Here is a 14,166-nt window from a genome sequence, read left to right as displayed (position 1 = left end):
TGTCCTCTGACTCACCTCAGATTGTAACAAACAAAAAATCATATAGTCAAATTAGCTATCACGGATAATTTTTGCTTATCCATGTCTGTCTATTTAGAAGAGGGAGCCCAATGAATCTTAAGGACTTTTATTATTTTTTTGATCTTAGTCAACAGCAATCCTTTACTGGGGTTGCCCAAAAACACGGGATCAGTCAACCATCCGTTTCCTATGCGATTAAACGACTAGAAAAGGAATTTCACTGCCCATTAATCGCGCACGATCCTTCTCACCGTACTTTCAAATTAACGCCCCAAGGAGAAATCTTGCTACGACATATTCAAAAGGTCCTACCTGAGATTCAAGGAGCTAAAAAAGAGATCCTCCGGAGTCTCTCTCAATTCAATACGATTGGTTTCCCACCAATCATCATTGACTATCTTGTCCGAAAACAACCCGCCTTTATCAGTAATGTTGCAGCTCTTCAAAGTATCCATCCTGTTCAAGAAGGGTCTGTCGAACTTTTGGAATTACTTTCCAAAGGAGAACTAGATGCTAGTTTTTTAGGGAGTTTAGAACCGATTAAAGATCATCGCTTCCAGGTAAGAGAAATGGCCAAACGAGATCTCTTCTATATCCTTCATCACAACCATCCACTAGCCTCAAAAAAAGTATTACAATTTTCAGACGTCATCGATGAAGATTTTATCATTCCAGATGAGCACTTTGTTCATTTAAAAGCCTTTGAACTGTTGAATGAGCGCTATCACCATGAGGCTACGCCCTTCTTTCAGACGGATGATATTCAGCTCCTAAAACAACTTCTTCGTAAACAAGTGGGGATCAGTTTACTAGCAGATCTTGCACTAACAGATGATGAAGAGGAATTGATTGCCATTCCGATGGATGAAGACGAACGGATCAGCTTTTACGTTTCATTAGTTGAACCGAGGGAAAGTAATCTCAAACCGGAGGTCATCCAATTCTTTGAAAAATTACTAAGCTAATCACAACCTCCATTCTTTGTCCTGATTTAGAAACATAAATAAAGTGACTAGCTAGTATTTTTTACGACTAAAAAATATAGTAGAAATGCCGATAAAATAAGGATTCCTGCAAATTTGTGGGAATCCTATTTTCTTTTGCTCAATTTGTATATTTAAATTATTTTGTGTATGTTTTTCTTACTCAGCTTTTTATCAATAATTAGGGATATAAAAGCCGGTAAAACCCTTGATTATTATACCGTTGACAAGTTTTTCAAAAACCTGTATGATAGAAAAAAGTTTATTAAAAAGGGGACGTATTTTGAAAAAATATACTATTTCACGTAAACAAACTTTAACTTTAGCTTCTGTTGTTTTAGGAACTGTCTTCACAGGAACGACTATTGCTTCTGCTGATGACGTTGCACCTGCAACAACCCAAGCTACTCCTGCAGCTACTACAGCAGCAAAATCGCCTATCACGGCTGCAACCGAAGAAATCAACGCCAAAGCCAATACACCAGTTGTTCCTGTTGATAAAGCAAAAACTGGGGATGTTATCGCTGTGGACGTTAAAAAAACTGGCCCATCTGCTAAAACAGACGGTGCAGATACAACCACTACCTCAACAGCAACCATCAAAACGACTAGCTTAGCAGATCAAGACACACCTGTTGGCACTTCAAAACCAGTCTCTTCTACCAAGACAGCTACATCCACTAAAGAAACAGCTGACTACACTGAGACAACAACTGAAACAGTCAATAAAACAACTGTGGTCGAAGTTACAAAAGAAGCCGATATCGTCAATAAAAAAGAAGTTCAAGGAACATCCGACATCGTCTTTGTCATCGACAAATCAACTTCAATGGATTCTCACATCAGGGATACGATGAAGAATGTCGAGACCTTCGTTCGCAATCTATCGGCAAAAAATATTCAAGCTCGTTTAGGATTGGTTGAATACGAAAGAGCTAGTGAAGTTAAATACCATGATTTCAATGGATCTAAGTTCACAAGTGATACAGAAAGTTTCATTTCTGCTTTGAAAACCATTAAAACTAAAGGCTACTATGAAAATGCTACTGTTCCATTGCATCATATCGCTACTTCAGGAGACTACAACTGGGGGACTGGGGCAAACAACCATCGCTTTGCTTTCTTGATTACAGATGAGGACATTGATCTTACAAAGGATACACCAACAAAAGAAGCGACACTGAAAGCCCTTAAAGATGCTGGTATCTCTTTGACAGTGGTTGGTGAAACACGTGAAAAAAAAGACTTTGATCCATTGGTCAATGGAACAAATGGTCTCTACTTAGATATCGACAAAAACTTTGCTAACTTGTTGAACGTTCAATTTGCCAATAAAGTCGTTGAAACTGTCCAAAAAGGTCGTGTCTTCAAAGTCCAAACAGACAAGTATGAGTTGATCTCAAAAACTCATCGTGTGGCGAAAGCAAAACCACAAACTCCTAGCATCCAAACGCCTGCAACACCGACTCCTACTCCTCAAAAACCGGCTGTTGTAACCCCTGCGAAACCGACTGTATTCACACCTGCTAAAAACGAGCCTGCCAAAACAGCAGTCTATATCGCACCTGCAGCTCTTCCTCAAAAAGAAGCAAGTCTTCCAAATACAGGAAGCAAGACCTCAATTGCCTTGACAACTCTTGGCCTTGGTCTTCTTAGCATGAGTGCTGCCTTTGGCCTCTCTCGTAAAACAAAGAAAGACTAACATGAAAAGCCTAATCCGTTGATTGGGCTTTTTATCACTCAAAATTTCCCCTTTGCTATTTTCATTAGAAAGCGGAAATCTTCAACTTCTACCAAGAGATTCTTGTCCCCCGCTATGATATAATGGGGACAGTACAAGGGAGGAAACCAATGTTACAAGAACTAGCCTTTACAGGCCAATGGAGACACTATCAAAAACGCGTTCTCGATAAGAGTGACGCTTTTATGGCGGATGGCCACCTGCATTTGGTAGCAGCTCCTGGCTCTGGAAAAACAACCCTGGGAATCGAATTTATCAGACGCTTTGGCCAGCCAACCCTGATCTTGGCTCCTACGGTCACCATTCGTCAGCAATGGGTGGACCGGATTATCCAAGCATTCTTGAGTGATGAAAGCCAAGCGGAGCAATTGATCTCTCAGGACCTCAAACATCCTAAGCTGATTACAGTGGCTACCTATCAGGCCCTACACAGCGCCGTGAACCAAGTCGTCGGTCAATCACAAGCTGAGGATACCGATGACCAGGCAGAGATTGAAACATTTGATTTCAAAGGCTTTGATATCTTTACTACTTTCAAATCCATCTCACTCGGGACCCTTTGTTTAGATGAGTGTCATCACCTGCGCAATGAATGGTGGAAGAGTTTGGAAGCCTTTCGTCAGGCCTTCCCAGACTTAAAGATGATCTCCCTTACCGCCACCCCGCCCTATGAAGGGGATCCTGCCCTTTGGGATCGCTATATCCGCATGTGTGGTGAGATCGATGAGGAAATTACGGTTCCCGAATTGGTCAAGGAAGATACCCTTTGTCCCCACCAAGACTATGTCTACTTTGCCTTTCCAACCAAGGAAGAGCAAGAGCAGTTGGACGATTTTAGCCAACAAAAAAATGCTCTCTTGCAACAACTGACTTCCGATCCCCTCTTTTGTCAATACCTGCAATCCTGTCAGGCCTTATCGGGTCAGATCAGCGATGATGAATTGCTCAATGATCCCCAATATCTCTCTGCTACCCTGATCTTTCTTCGGAGCAAGGGAATCGCCTTTCCCAAACGTTTCCAGGACCTTTTAGGAGCTAAAAAACTTCCTGCTTTCACCATGGATTGGCTAGAAATTCTCCTGCAAGGCCTGCTCTTTCAAGTTCCCCACTGGTACAATCTACCAGAAGAATACGAAAAGCAAGTCCTCCATGAATTAAAAGCAGCTAGTTTAATCGATCGAAAACAAGTCAAACTGGTCCGCAACAAAAAACAAGATCTCCTACTCAACCAATCCCTCGGAAAACTCAATGCGGTTCGAGAGATTTTCAAGGCGGAATACCAGGCTCTTGGAAGCCAACTGCGACAACTGGTATTAACAGACTACATTCGTCAAGACTTTGAAGCCCATCTCGGGGATAAGGATGCCCAATTCACTCAGTTGGGAGTTCTCTCGTATTTTGAATCCATTCGCAGGGAAAGCTTAGAGCTAACGACTCCTCCTGCCATCGCTGTCTTAACAGGTAGTATCGTCATCATCCCAACAGTCGCTAAGTCAAGACTAGAAGAGCTTCTAGGAGCAGATCGACTGACTTACCAAAATGTCGGCCAATTATCTCCTGATGACTTTCTCAAGGTTCGCTTGGTAGGTTCTCAACATGATTTGGTGACAGCTGTGACCCAGCTCTTTCAAGAGGGGCTCATCCAAGTCGTAATTGGAACCAAGTCTCTTCTAGGAGAAGGCTGGGATGCTCCTTGTGTCAACTCCTTGATCCTAGCGAGCTTTGTCGGCAGTTTTATGCTCAGCAACCAAATGCGAGGCCGTGCCATTCGAGTGTGGCCTGAGGATCCAGACAAGACCAGTAACATCTGGCATCTGGTCTCTATCAACCTTTCCCTGAAGAAATGGTATGAAAAGTCCGATCTTGAAAAAGAAGAGATCGAAGCCATCACTGATCAGCTGAAAGAATACAGTCCAGATTTGGAGCTCTTAGAAAGACGGATGAAGCAATTTTTAGGCCTCCACTACGAGGAACCCTTTATCGAATCCGGTATCGAGCGTCTAGCCTTTGACAATATCCGCTATACTAAAAAACAGTTACAAAAACTAAATGAAGAGACCTTGGAGCGCTCTACCCATCGTCAAGAACTCAGGGATGGGTGGCAAAAAGCTCTTCCGATTCTGGAGAATATGGAGATTGCAAACGAGGTCCAAGTGGATAAACACTTCCTGCCCCTGGCCCTATTTTTTGATGCTAGAAAACTAGCTCGTTGGCTGACGGCCGCTACTTTGACCGATTCTTTCGCCAACCTGATTTACTATTCACATAGAGGTGGATGGAATACAGCTTCTCTTATTCTTCTATTCGTCTTAGCTGTTCTCGCACTCCTTGCTTGGCTCCGTTACTACCTCTATAAGAGTCCTTATAAACGCATGGAAGTATTTGGAGAAGCTGTCCGTCAAGCCTTATTAGCTTCTGGACAGATTCAAACCCAAGAGACCCGTATCCAAGTGGTCAGAGATAGGAAGGATGCCATCAACACGCTGATCTATATGAAGGGCGGAACCATGCGAGAGAAAGAACTCTTCTCGCAAACCATGATCGAATTTTTCGCACCGATTGAAAATCAACGCTATATCTTGAAAGCACAAGAAAAGGTATCCGATCAGACAGAATATTTCGCCGTGCCAAGCCTCTTTGACAAACGTAAAGAAGATGCCCAAGCCTTTGTGGAACAAATCCGAAAGAGTCTGGGCAAGTATGACCTCGTCTATACCCGAAGTGCCGAAGGCCGTGCCATTCTCCTTGATGCGCGCATCAAGGCCCTAGCCAACAAACAAGAGCGCACCTTCACCAAGAAACAAGTGATGTCGGATTTGAAATAAGATTTTATTTCACTACAAAAAATTCTAGTAGACAGCCTCTACTAGAATTTTTTCGTTAGTCCAGTACAATCATAGCCTTAATCGTCTTACGTTCATCCATATCTTTATAGGCTTGATCAATCTCATCCAAGCTATAGCTATGAGTAAAGACGCGACCTGGGTTGATGTCGCCATCAAGTACAGCCTTGAGCAAGAACTGCTTGTCATAGGTAGTAACAGAGGCTGCCCCACCTGCCACCGAAATGTTTTGGGCAAAGGTCGAACCAAGGGCACGATTATTGTAATGAGGGACACCGACAAAACCTAAACGCCCACCATTATGAAGCACCCCAAGGGCTTGATCAACAGCTGCTTCTGTACCGACACATTCGAGAGCTGCATCTGCTCCGCCTCCAAGGATTTCACGGACCTTGGCAATCCCTTCTTCACCACGCTCAGCCACAACAGCTGTCGCACCTGACTCCAAGGCCATTTGTTGACGGTCTTGGTGGCGACTCATAAGGACGATTTGCGATGCACCACGCATCTTAGCTGCAATGACAGCACATTGGCCAACAGCACCGTCACCAATAACGACAACCTTGTCACCTTTTTGCACATTAGCTACACGCGCTGCATGATAGCCCGTCGGCATGACATCAGCCAGCGTCAAGAAGGATTTGAGCATGGCTTCTGTATAATCAGATGGTTGCCCTGGAATCTTGACAAGGGCCCAATTGGCAAAGTGGAAACGGATGTACTCTGCTTGCGCCCCGTCAGACCAGTTGGTGCCGATATGGCGGTCACAAGTCCCATCATAACCAGCACGACAGGCATCACACTCCCCACAACCATGGGTGAAAGGCGCGATAACAAAGTCTCCTGGTTTAACCGTTGTAATGGCTTCTCCGATTTCTTCGACGATACCAATAGCTTCGTGACCACTATTTTGATGACCTGCTTCAATATCAGGATTGCGGTAGCTCCATAGATCGGATCCACAGACACAGGTACGAACGATGCGGAGAATGACATCATCCGGTGCTTCGATGTGTGGACGCTCCACTTCTACAAGGCCCACTTGCCCAGCTTTTGTATAGACTGTTTTCTTCATAGGAACAACCTACTTTCTATTGCTTACTTACCTACAGTATACACTTTTTCTTAGGCTTCTGCTCATACCAAGTCGTCATTAATGGTGGTGATGATCATGCCCATGATGTTGATCCACTTCCAGCTCCTCGATATTGCGCTTGTGGGCTCGATGAGTTGCTAAGTCTTCGTCAACCTCAATGGTGACGTTTTGAAAGCCACAATCTTTGAGCAAGGTACGAATCGCTTCTTTACAAACCTCCATGTGGTTGACATGCTCTAGACAAACATGGACAATGGCGTTCTTTTCCAGCCCATCCATGGTCCAGAGATTAAGCTGATTGATACTAGCCACATGGTCCAACTGTTCCAAATCACTCTTGACTTGCTGGATATCTACTCCTTCTGGCACGGCATCCAGGAAAATCCTGAGCGTGCTCCAAAAACGTGGAATGGCTTTGGACAGAATAAAGATGGAAATGGCAAGAGATAAGAGCGGATCCAGGATATACCAGTCGGTAAATCGGAGAACAATGGCCATTAAGATGACAGCCACCCAACCTAAGGTATCTTCCAGAAAGTGCAGGCTGAGAATGGATTCGTTCTTGGTTTGCCCTTTGCGAATGACGAGACTCGCTAGCACATTGATGCTGACGGCTATGATTCCAAGCCAGAGAATGCCCTCATCGTTGACAGGTTGTGGGTGAACCAATTTCGTTATATTTTCCAAAATAACCAGAACGGACCCTGTCATGAGAATCACAGCTGTTACCATGGCCCCTAAAAGGCTAAAGCGCTTGTAGCCCAAGGTATAGTGGCTGTCTTCTTCACGATTGGAAATACTCTCCAAAAAGGCGGAGATCCCAATAGCGATTGCATCCCCCAAGTCATGGACCGAATCCGCAAGGACTGCACTGGATCCAAAAATCCCTCCTGCAATAAACTCAACAACGGCATAACTCAAATTCAAGAAAAAAGCTATCCAGACCGCATGTTTTGTCTTCATAATCCTTAATCCTTTGTTATAATGGGAGTGGGACAGAATAAATTTTTATAAAAATTTATTCGTATTCCCACCCCCGCAAGACTGATTAGGTACTCTTTGGAGTTAAAGAGCGAAAAAGAGACCAATCAGCTACTGCGTCACACATTTATTTCTATAGATTTTCTGAGAGATGAGACTACTATCTCTTCCCTTCATGATCTATTATCCACTACTATCAACAGAAAGGGTAGGGGCAAACTGTTTAGGGTGTCCGCTACTGAACAGTTTGTTCAAAGTGTCCATATGACAGCACAAGATCGTCGTATTACTAAAACTCGAAAAGCTATCTATCAAGCTTTTTTACAATTACTCAACCAAAAAGACTACGAGGCCATCACCGTTCAGGAAATCATTGACCTTGCCGATGTGGGGCGATCAACCTTTTACAGCCATTACGAGAGTAAGGAATTATTGCTAGATGAACTCTGTCAAAAACTCTTTCACCATCTCTTTGAGCGTGCTGAACACCTCTCACCACAAGACTATCTGTCTCATATCTTTCAGCATTTCAAGAAAAATCAAGACCATGTGACCAGTCTCTTGCTCTCTAAAAATGATTATTTCATCCGGCAACTGCGAAAAGAACTAGAACACGATGTCTACCCAATGGTAGCCGACGAACTCATCCAATCGTACCCTAACATTCCCCACTCCTATCTCAAACACCTGGTCGTCAGCCATTTCATCGAAACCCTCAGCTGGTGGTTGAAAAAAGGCAAGTCCTACACCGAACAAGAAGTCATCCAATTTTATTTGGAGATTCTAAAAGTGGGCTCGAACTAGAAGGGAGTATTTTCAATGACCAGCGTGCAATTTTACTTTCTATTTCCATCACTCTTCATGCTTCACGAACTCGAAGAAATCGTTTGGATGCCATCCTTTGTCAAAAAAATATCAATCCAGTATCCAAACAATCGAATCCTAACTTATTACACTCCTTTTGCTTTCAACTTTATTGTCTTGGAACAATTTCTCATCCTAATGACGTCGCTATATCTTAGTTACCAGTTTAATAAATATAGCATTTACGCAAGCATCATAATCGCTTATATCTACCATGTGTTCGGACATCTGATTCAGACAGTCGTTATTCGAAAATATGTGCCTGGGTTGTTAACGGGCATTTTAACAAGTTTGTTTGCTCTTTGCAATCTCAAAAATGAATTTCCAATTAAACTTTATGGTTACTCTCTTTTTACCTTATTGGTTATTATTTTAAATCTTGTAGTATCATTTATGATTCTTCATAAAATCAGTCATAAAAAATAGTACTCAGGCAATCATATCTTAGAAAGGAAACCCTATGTTCTTCCCCATTCTTCTCGACTTTTTTACAGCCTTCTTTGCCCTTGCTTTTGTTCTTCTTCACTTATTGGCTTCTCTTTCTGAAGTTAAAAAAGGGAATCACACTCTAGGAAATACATTTCTCCTCATTGGAAGTAGCCTTGCGACCTTATCACTCATCCTCTACTTCTTTTTACCGATTGTCGCTCTAGTCCTTTGGCTGATCGGCTGTGGTTTGATTTGCTACGGGGCCTATTGGAATGGGAAACACAAAGGAAACCTCCATCCAGCCCACCACCTGATTCGGATGGGCATCGTTCTGGTCCTTACCATCTTGTTAGCCTTGTTATAAGAAAAGCTCAAGTTTACAGAAAAACTTGAGCTTTTGTTTTTTCTATTTGTTAAGCCATCAACAGCATGAGAAAAGGAATCACCACCATGGTTGCAAGGGTCGTCTCTGTCACCATGACTGCTGCATAATCACTATCAGCTCCGTAGAGTCTGGCAACAACTGGCGCATTGGTCATCACAGGCATGGCAGACTGGATGATAAAGACTTGCTTCATCAGGCTTGGAAGAGGCAACCAGTAGACGATGGAAGCCATCAAAAGAGGGGCAACCAGGAAGCGACCTAGTAGAATCAATAGCTGATCTTTTCCCAGAACCAACTGCTTCACACCTACATGAGACACTGACAAACCGATGAATATCATGGATAAAGGGGTTGTTAAATTACCCAGATACTGCAAATCACTGGCTAGAAAGGCTGGCAACTTGATCTGCAGCATCACCAAGACTAGTCCCAAGAGAAAGCCCATGAGTGGCGGAGAAAAGACTTTTTTCAGACTCGTTTTGAGATCAAACCGAGCTTCTCCCTCACCATCCCGCTGGATGAGATAGGTCCCCAAGGTCCAGAAAAAGGTCGTATTACACATGTAATAGATCAAAACATAGGGAATGCTGGCATCCCCAAAGAGGGCCTGGTTGATGGGAAGACCCACAAAAATCGTATTGGAATTAAAAAACATGGAAATAAAGAGGCCACGGCGGTCCTGTCTCACTGCAAAAATTCTGGCTACTGCTGTCGCGATGCCAAGCAAAATAACCATAGACAGGGCAGGAAAACGCAAGGCTGGCAACATTTTAAGTAGATCTGCTGCTGTGAAGCGTTGCGTAATGGTGTAGAGCATATAGCAGGGAAGAGCAACTTGAGTGACCAATTTAGCGAGTAGGCCACGTGACTTGTCGTCAAACCAACCTTTTTCACCAATGACAAAGCCCACTAAAATCATGCCCAGGATGACCAGGATCCCTGATATGCTCTTCAAAAAGATGTCCATGTTCTCCCCTTTTCTTTTTTAAATTTGAACTAGAAAATCACATTTTTTACAAATCTCAAAAACTACTCTAGTATATCATAAAAAGAGGTGGGGCAATATGCCCAACCTCATGCATTTTATTAATTGTCACTAATACCCCTTCTTAGCAGCTTTCGTCCATTGGTACCAACCAACCAGACTGTTGATAAGGTAAATCAAGAAAAACCAATAAAATGGTGGGGACTATGGCGAAAATAGATGATTCAGTTAAAAAGAAAGTTCCAGAATTGCGATTTAAAGGATTCACGGATGAATGGGAACAGCGTAAGTTGGGAGACGAAGTTCGAATAGTGATGGGACAGTCTCCTAATTCAGAAAATTATACTGATGATCCTAATGGGCGCTAAAAATGCGAAGACCTATGAAGACCTATTTTGTATTAGTCAAACAAAAGATCCAAAAGAAATGGTATATGATTATGACCATGAAACAAAGTAAAACCAAACCGAGTGATCTGAGGAAGCACCCGATGATCATGAAACGTTATTAAACACAAAAGTCACCCATGTGAGTTCTTGCCAGAAGCTGAAGTTAATCCTTCAACCTGGAAAACCCGCAGAGGTGACTTTTTCTATACATCTCGATTTTTCTGGTAATAATCATTAACCGATAAATATGTCTGTGAATCACCCAGCGACTCCGCTATGTCCATAATCCGCGGTGGTAGTAATCCCACTCGCTGGACAAGTTCGTGATCGCTGAACAATTCCCGTGGACTGCCGGCGAAGCCAAACTTCCCGTGTTCCATAACATACACCGACTCAAACTCGGCGGCGACCCAATCCATGTCATGGGTGATGGTCACAACTTGGTGGCCCGAATCAGCCAACTGATGGAAAATTGCGGTCAACTTGCGCCGGCTTTCCCAATCAAGCGACATCATCGGCTCATCAAATAAATAAATCGCCGGATCCACTGCCAAAACTGTGGCAACGCTTAACAGCTTGCGTTCCGACAATGACAGGTCATATGGACTTTCAGCTGTTTTATCATCCAAGCCAACTCTTTTTAGAGCCGCTAAAGCCCGCCTCGTAATCGTGTCGTGGTCATCCATGACCTGCGCGACACTCCACTCCACCTCTCGTTGAACGGTCGGGTTGAAAAGCTGATCGTCAGGATTCTGAAAAGTAATCCCAACCTTCAGTAACTTTTCGACTGGTTTAAGATCATTAAAATTTTCTCCATCGATCTTAATCACACCGGTTTGTGGTGTCAGCAAGCCCGTCAACAATTTGAAGAGCGTTGATTTGCCGGCACCATTTTGGCCGACAATCGCCACCATCGGATCGGCGAAGAGTTTGTCTTCAACATCCAAGCTAAAGGACCGTTCCGGATAAGTGAACGTCAGGTGGTTCAGTTCAATTGTGGACATAACAAACCTCCTTCAGTTCAGCGTCATTCACCGGATACCGGCCATCAGCCAAGTGCCAATCCATTTTTTGAGCAAGTTGCTGGATTGTCGGGGCTGGAATCTGCCAGTCAGCTTCCAAATGATTAAACACCTCACCCGGCCTGCCCTGGGCTACCATTTGACCCTCGTGCAGCACCCACACAACGTCGGCGACTTCGCACAAATCGTCAATTTCACTGGTGACAATGAAGACAGTCGTCTCTTTGACTTGGGCCAGCCATTGGAAAAATTGTCGGCGGCCAAGGGGATCCATCTGACTGGTCGGATCATCCATAATCAAAACAGCCGGGTTAGCCGCAATCGCCGTGGCAATTGCCAACCGCTGGCTCTGACCACCGGAAAGGCTCTCGGGACGCAAATTCAGCTGTTCAATCAGCCCCATTTGCGTCGCAACTTCTTCAACCCGTTTTTGAATCAGTCCTTCAGCCATTCCCTGATTAATCAAGTCAAAGGCAATTTCATCGGCAACCGTGTCTGCCAACCCGCTTAGTTGGCCAGCTGGATTTTGCAGTACAACTCCATTCATGGCATTATAAACGGGCCAATTGTCGGACACGCGCTGGCCAAACATGTGCCAGTCGCCCTCAATCTCAGCAGACACCATTTTGGGAATGACCCCTGCCAGCACACGGCACAAAGTCGATTTGCCGGAGTGGCTATTCCCGATAATCCCAACCACCTGGCCGGTATGAACCTCCGCGTTAATCTGACGCAGTTGTGGTTGCTCAGTACCCGGATAACGGGTGGTCAAATTTTCAATTACAATCCGTTTATCTTCGTCCATATCTTCCACCCAATCAATAAAATTGCCAATCCAGTCAGACCAATGTGCAGCGTCCGCGACAGGCGATACACGCGCTGGGAGGTTCTGACAGTCCGGTTGGGATTATCAAAACCTCTCAGTTGGAGAGAAATCGACCGCGCCATCGATTGATCCAAGGTCTTAATCACCAATGGAATTAGAACCGGCAGGACTGACTTTAATTTCTGAATCAACGTTTTTTGCGGATTGGTTCCGCGAACTTTTTGTGCCTGCTGGATTTTCCGCATATTGCGCATCATTTCCGGCAAAATATAACACACCGACATCAGAACGTAGACAGTTTTATAAGACAATCCGGACAGTTCCAAATAGGCCGCGTTTTCTGAAATACTCGTGGTCACCATAAAAAAGCCACTGGTCAAAATAATCACCAATACTCGACAACCCAGTGTGGTGGCGTAAATCAGGCCTTCTTTGTAGAACGACACCCCAAGCACAGAAAACAGCACAGTTTGATTCCGACTGTAAAATAACCCTTGGATGATCAGCATGGTGCAAATTAGAAACAGGCTGAATCCCAGCGCCTTAAAGATGGTAGAACTCAATTTGGAAAATAACAATAGCAGTGTTGCGACAAGAATTAATCCGGCCTGAAGCAATAAATTCATACTGGCAAAGCTCAACAACGTCATGTCCAAGATGAACAAGAGCTTAGTAATCGGATCGATCACCTGGTACCACTTGAGCTTGACCCGTGGCGCTCCAGAAATCAATGTTTGATCAGTCATCATTTATCACCGCTAAAGAAGTGCACCATCCGCTTCGGCAGCTGACGATAGATGAAGAATGCCAGGTAGGCCACGCAGACTTTATCCAAAATATCCAAGACAAACTCATCGATAAATGAGGCCAGCCACACTGGTGCATGATTGGCGACCATTACCGCAAACAATGAGTCACCCCAAGCGATACCGGTCTGACCACCCCAAAAGATGACGTTGAGTGGCGTTGAAATGGCAGCTGAAACGATGGCAATAATAATAGCAGAAACAAATACTCGTCGCGCTGACGAGAACCACCCATTGGCGTGCAAAACTCCGACAGCAATCCCAATTCCGATGCTGGTAATCGCATACACGGTTGAAATTGGCGATAAGGTCAGCCCATAGATCACGTTGTTGATGAAACCACTGATGGCACCGGCAACCGGCCCAGCCAACATGCTGGCAAGAAAGGTTCCCAAAGACCCCAGCCAAACGGGCAACTTTAACCCCTCCGCCAAGGCTTTGGCAACATAGTTAATCCCCACGGCAGCGGGAATCAAAGTCATGGTGGCAGCACTTAACTTAAATTTCCACATACTGGTACGATGAATCGGTTCTGTTTTCATAATCTTCTCCTTTTGTTTTTAAAGAGCCGTGTCTGTTTAGACTTTCGGACGCAACGCTCTATAGATTTTTATGGTTGAACTGCCTTCATTCTAGCAGAATCCCCTTAGTCGACATCAGGGTTTCTCTTGAAAAGAATTGTTCAACAGTTCACAACTAATCATACGCCTATTTCATCAGAAGTCAAGAATTTTCTGAAGTTTTCTTGAAAACGTTCGGGAATTGAAAAATAGAGCGAGCGCCCATGAGAACGAT

The 14,166-nt window shown here is 44.1% G+C and carries 15 protein-coding genes; 8 read left to right on the top strand and 7 right to left on the bottom strand.

What is annotated here, in order from left to right; translation table 11 throughout:
- Window positions 1-110 precede the first annotated feature (110 nt).
- The 3 genes from QM870_RS05220 (at window position 111) to QM870_RS05210 (ending at window position 5,570) form a co-directional block, all read left to right on the top strand.
- Window positions 111-986 carry a LysR family transcriptional regulator gene (locus QM870_RS05220; RefSeq protein ID WP_023919063.1) on the top strand — a complete coding sequence of 292 codons (876 nt, stop codon included), beginning with the start codon at window positions 111-113 and terminating at the stop codon, window positions 984-986.
- Window positions 987-1,287: 301 nt separating this feature from the next.
- Complete coding sequence (locus QM870_RS05215; RefSeq protein ID WP_414368899.1) at window positions 1,288-2,706, top strand: VWA domain-containing protein; 1,419 nt, start codon at window positions 1,288-1,290, stop codon at window positions 2,704-2,706.
- A gap of 149 nt (window positions 2,707-2,855) precedes the next feature.
- A complete protein-coding gene (locus tag QM870_RS05210; RefSeq protein WP_414368897.1) occupies window positions 2,856-5,570 on the top strand; it encodes a DEAD/DEAH box helicase family protein in 2,715 nt (904 codons plus the stop codon).
- 55 nt (window positions 5,571-5,625) lie between these two features.
- Here QM870_RS05210 and QM870_RS05205 read toward each other — a convergent pair whose 3' ends face one another.
- Window positions 5,626-6,663, bottom strand: a complete 1,038-nt coding sequence (locus QM870_RS05205; protein WP_414368895.1) for a zinc-binding dehydrogenase — start codon at window positions 6,661-6,663, stop codon at window positions 5,626-5,628.
- Window positions 6,664-6,741: 78 nt separating this feature from the next.
- Window positions 6,742-7,647 (bottom strand): cation diffusion facilitator family transporter, encoded by a 906-nt coding sequence (locus QM870_RS05200; protein ID WP_414368893.1) that lies wholly within the window; start codon window positions 7,645-7,647, stop codon window positions 6,742-6,744.
- Window positions 7,648-7,929: 282 nt separating this feature from the next.
- Between QM870_RS05200 and QM870_RS05195 the strand changes: the two genes are divergently transcribed.
- From QM870_RS05195 to QM870_RS05185, 3 genes are read left to right on the top strand one after another with little or no spacing between them, the layout of a single operon-like run.
- Window positions 7,930-8,469, top strand: a complete 540-nt coding sequence (locus tag QM870_RS05195) for a TetR/AcrR family transcriptional regulator (protein WP_414368892.1) — start codon at window positions 7,930-7,932, stop codon at window positions 8,467-8,469.
- Between the two features lie 15 nt (window positions 8,470-8,484).
- A complete protein-coding gene (locus tag QM870_RS05190) occupies window positions 8,485-8,955 on the top strand; it encodes an HXXEE domain-containing protein (protein WP_414368890.1) in 471 nt (156 codons plus the stop codon).
- A gap of 34 nt (window positions 8,956-8,989) precedes the next feature.
- Entirely contained in the window at window positions 8,990-9,322 is a 333-nt protein-coding gene (locus QM870_RS05185) for a hypothetical protein (RefSeq protein ID WP_049522539.1), read from the top strand.
- Window positions 9,323-9,371: 49 nt separating this feature from the next.
- On the opposite strand, the gene QM870_RS05180 is transcribed toward QM870_RS05185, so the two are convergent.
- The gene (locus QM870_RS05180) at window positions 9,372-10,310 is read right to left on the bottom strand and encodes an AEC family transporter (RefSeq protein WP_049486440.1); all 939 of its coding nucleotides are present in this window, start codon (window positions 10,308-10,310) and stop codon (window positions 9,372-9,374) included.
- A 224-nt stretch (window positions 10,311-10,534) separates the two neighbouring features.
- On the opposite strand from QM870_RS05180, the gene QM870_RS05175 reads away from it, so the two are divergent.
- Together QM870_RS05175 and QM870_RS05170 are read left to right on the top strand one after the other, a co-directional pair.
- Complete coding sequence (locus QM870_RS05175; protein ID WP_001062367.1) at window positions 10,535-10,696, top strand: hypothetical protein; 162 nt, start codon at window positions 10,535-10,537, stop codon at window positions 10,694-10,696.
- 14 nt (window positions 10,697-10,710) lie between these two features.
- Complete coding sequence (locus QM870_RS05170) at window positions 10,711-10,839, top strand: hypothetical protein (RefSeq protein WP_014713855.1); 129 nt, start codon at window positions 10,711-10,713, stop codon at window positions 10,837-10,839.
- 81 nt (window positions 10,840-10,920) lie between these two features.
- Here QM870_RS05170 and QM870_RS05165 read toward each other — a convergent pair whose 3' ends face one another.
- Genes QM870_RS05165 through QM870_RS05150 form a run of 4 tightly spaced genes read right to left on the bottom strand, consistent with a single transcriptional unit; the run spans window position 10,921 to window position 13,913 of the window.
- Entirely contained in the window at window positions 10,921-11,721 is an 801-nt protein-coding gene (locus QM870_RS05165; protein WP_024054603.1) for an energy-coupling factor ABC transporter ATP-binding protein, read from the bottom strand.
- The gene (locus QM870_RS05160) at window positions 11,708-12,544 is read right to left on the bottom strand and encodes an ABC transporter ATP-binding protein (protein ID WP_045759846.1); all 837 of its coding nucleotides are present in this window, start codon (window positions 12,542-12,544) and stop codon (window positions 11,708-11,710) included. Before QM870_RS05160 ends, QM870_RS05165 begins: the two co-directional genes overlap by 14 nt.
- On the bottom strand, window positions 12,520-13,311 hold the full coding sequence (locus tag QM870_RS05155) for an energy-coupling factor transporter transmembrane component T (RefSeq protein ID WP_171963570.1): 792 nt from the start codon (window positions 13,309-13,311) through the stop codon (window positions 12,520-12,522). Before QM870_RS05155 ends, QM870_RS05160 begins: the two co-directional genes overlap by 25 nt.
- Window positions 13,311-13,913 (bottom strand): ECF transporter S component, encoded by a 603-nt coding sequence (locus QM870_RS05150; RefSeq protein WP_414368887.1) that lies wholly within the window; start codon window positions 13,911-13,913, stop codon window positions 13,311-13,313. The genes QM870_RS05155 and QM870_RS05150 overlap by 1 nt, the downstream gene beginning before the upstream one ends.
- Window positions 13,914-14,166 lie beyond the last annotated feature (253 nt).

It is taken from the genome of Streptococcus parasanguinis (genome assembly GCF_047463195.1).
Taxonomy (GTDB): Bacteria; Bacillota; Bacilli; order Lactobacillales; family Streptococcaceae; genus Streptococcus; species Streptococcus parasanguinis_R.
The sequence above is the reverse complement of the archived record's forward strand: the minus strand, read 5'-3'. Positions and strand labels throughout refer to the sequence as shown.

Bases quoted from the DNA above. Each gene is read 5' to 3' on its own strand.
- QM870_RS05185 (WP_049522539.1), top strand. From the start codon at position 8,990: ATGTTCTTCCCCATTCTTCTCGACTTTTTTACAGCCTTCTTTGCCCTT.
- QM870_RS05165 (WP_024054603.1), bottom strand. From the start codon at position 11,721: ATGTCCACAATTGAACTGAACCACCTGACGTTCACTTATCCGGAACGG.
- QM870_RS05160 (WP_045759846.1), bottom strand. From the start codon at position 12,544: ATGGACGAAGATAAACGGATTGTAATTGAAAATTTGACCACCCGTTAT.
- QM870_RS05220 (WP_023919063.1), top strand. From the start codon at position 111: ATGAATCTTAAGGACTTTTATTATTTTTTTGATCTTAGTCAACAGCAA.
- QM870_RS05150 (WP_414368887.1), bottom strand. From the start codon at position 13,913: ATGAAAACAGAACCGATTCATCGTACCAGTATGTGGAAATTTAAGTTA.
- QM870_RS05170 (WP_014713855.1), top strand. From the start codon at position 10,711: ATGAAGACCTATTTTGTATTAGTCAAACAAAAGATCCAAAAGAAATGG.
- QM870_RS05175 (WP_001062367.1), top strand. From the start codon at position 10,535: ATGGCGAAAATAGATGATTCAGTTAAAAAGAAAGTTCCAGAATTGCGA.
- QM870_RS05200 (WP_414368893.1), bottom strand. From the start codon at position 7,647: ATGAAGACAAAACATGCGGTCTGGATAGCTTTTTTCTTGAATTTGAGT.
- QM870_RS05190 (WP_414368890.1), top strand. From the start codon at position 8,485: ATGACCAGCGTGCAATTTTACTTTCTATTTCCATCACTCTTCATGCTT.
- QM870_RS05155 (WP_171963570.1), bottom strand. From the start codon at position 13,311: ATGACTGATCAAACATTGATTTCTGGAGCGCCACGGGTCAAGCTCAAG.
- QM870_RS05205 (WP_414368895.1), bottom strand. From the start codon at position 6,663: ATGAAGAAAACAGTCTATACAAAAGCTGGGCAAGTGGGCCTTGTAGAA.
- QM870_RS05195 (WP_414368892.1), top strand. From the start codon at position 7,930: ATGACAGCACAAGATCGTCGTATTACTAAAACTCGAAAAGCTATCTAT.
- QM870_RS05210 (WP_414368897.1), top strand. From the start codon at position 2,856: ATGTTACAAGAACTAGCCTTTACAGGCCAATGGAGACACTATCAAAAA.
- QM870_RS05180 (WP_049486440.1), bottom strand. From the start codon at position 10,310: ATGGACATCTTTTTGAAGAGCATATCAGGGATCCTGGTCATCCTGGGC.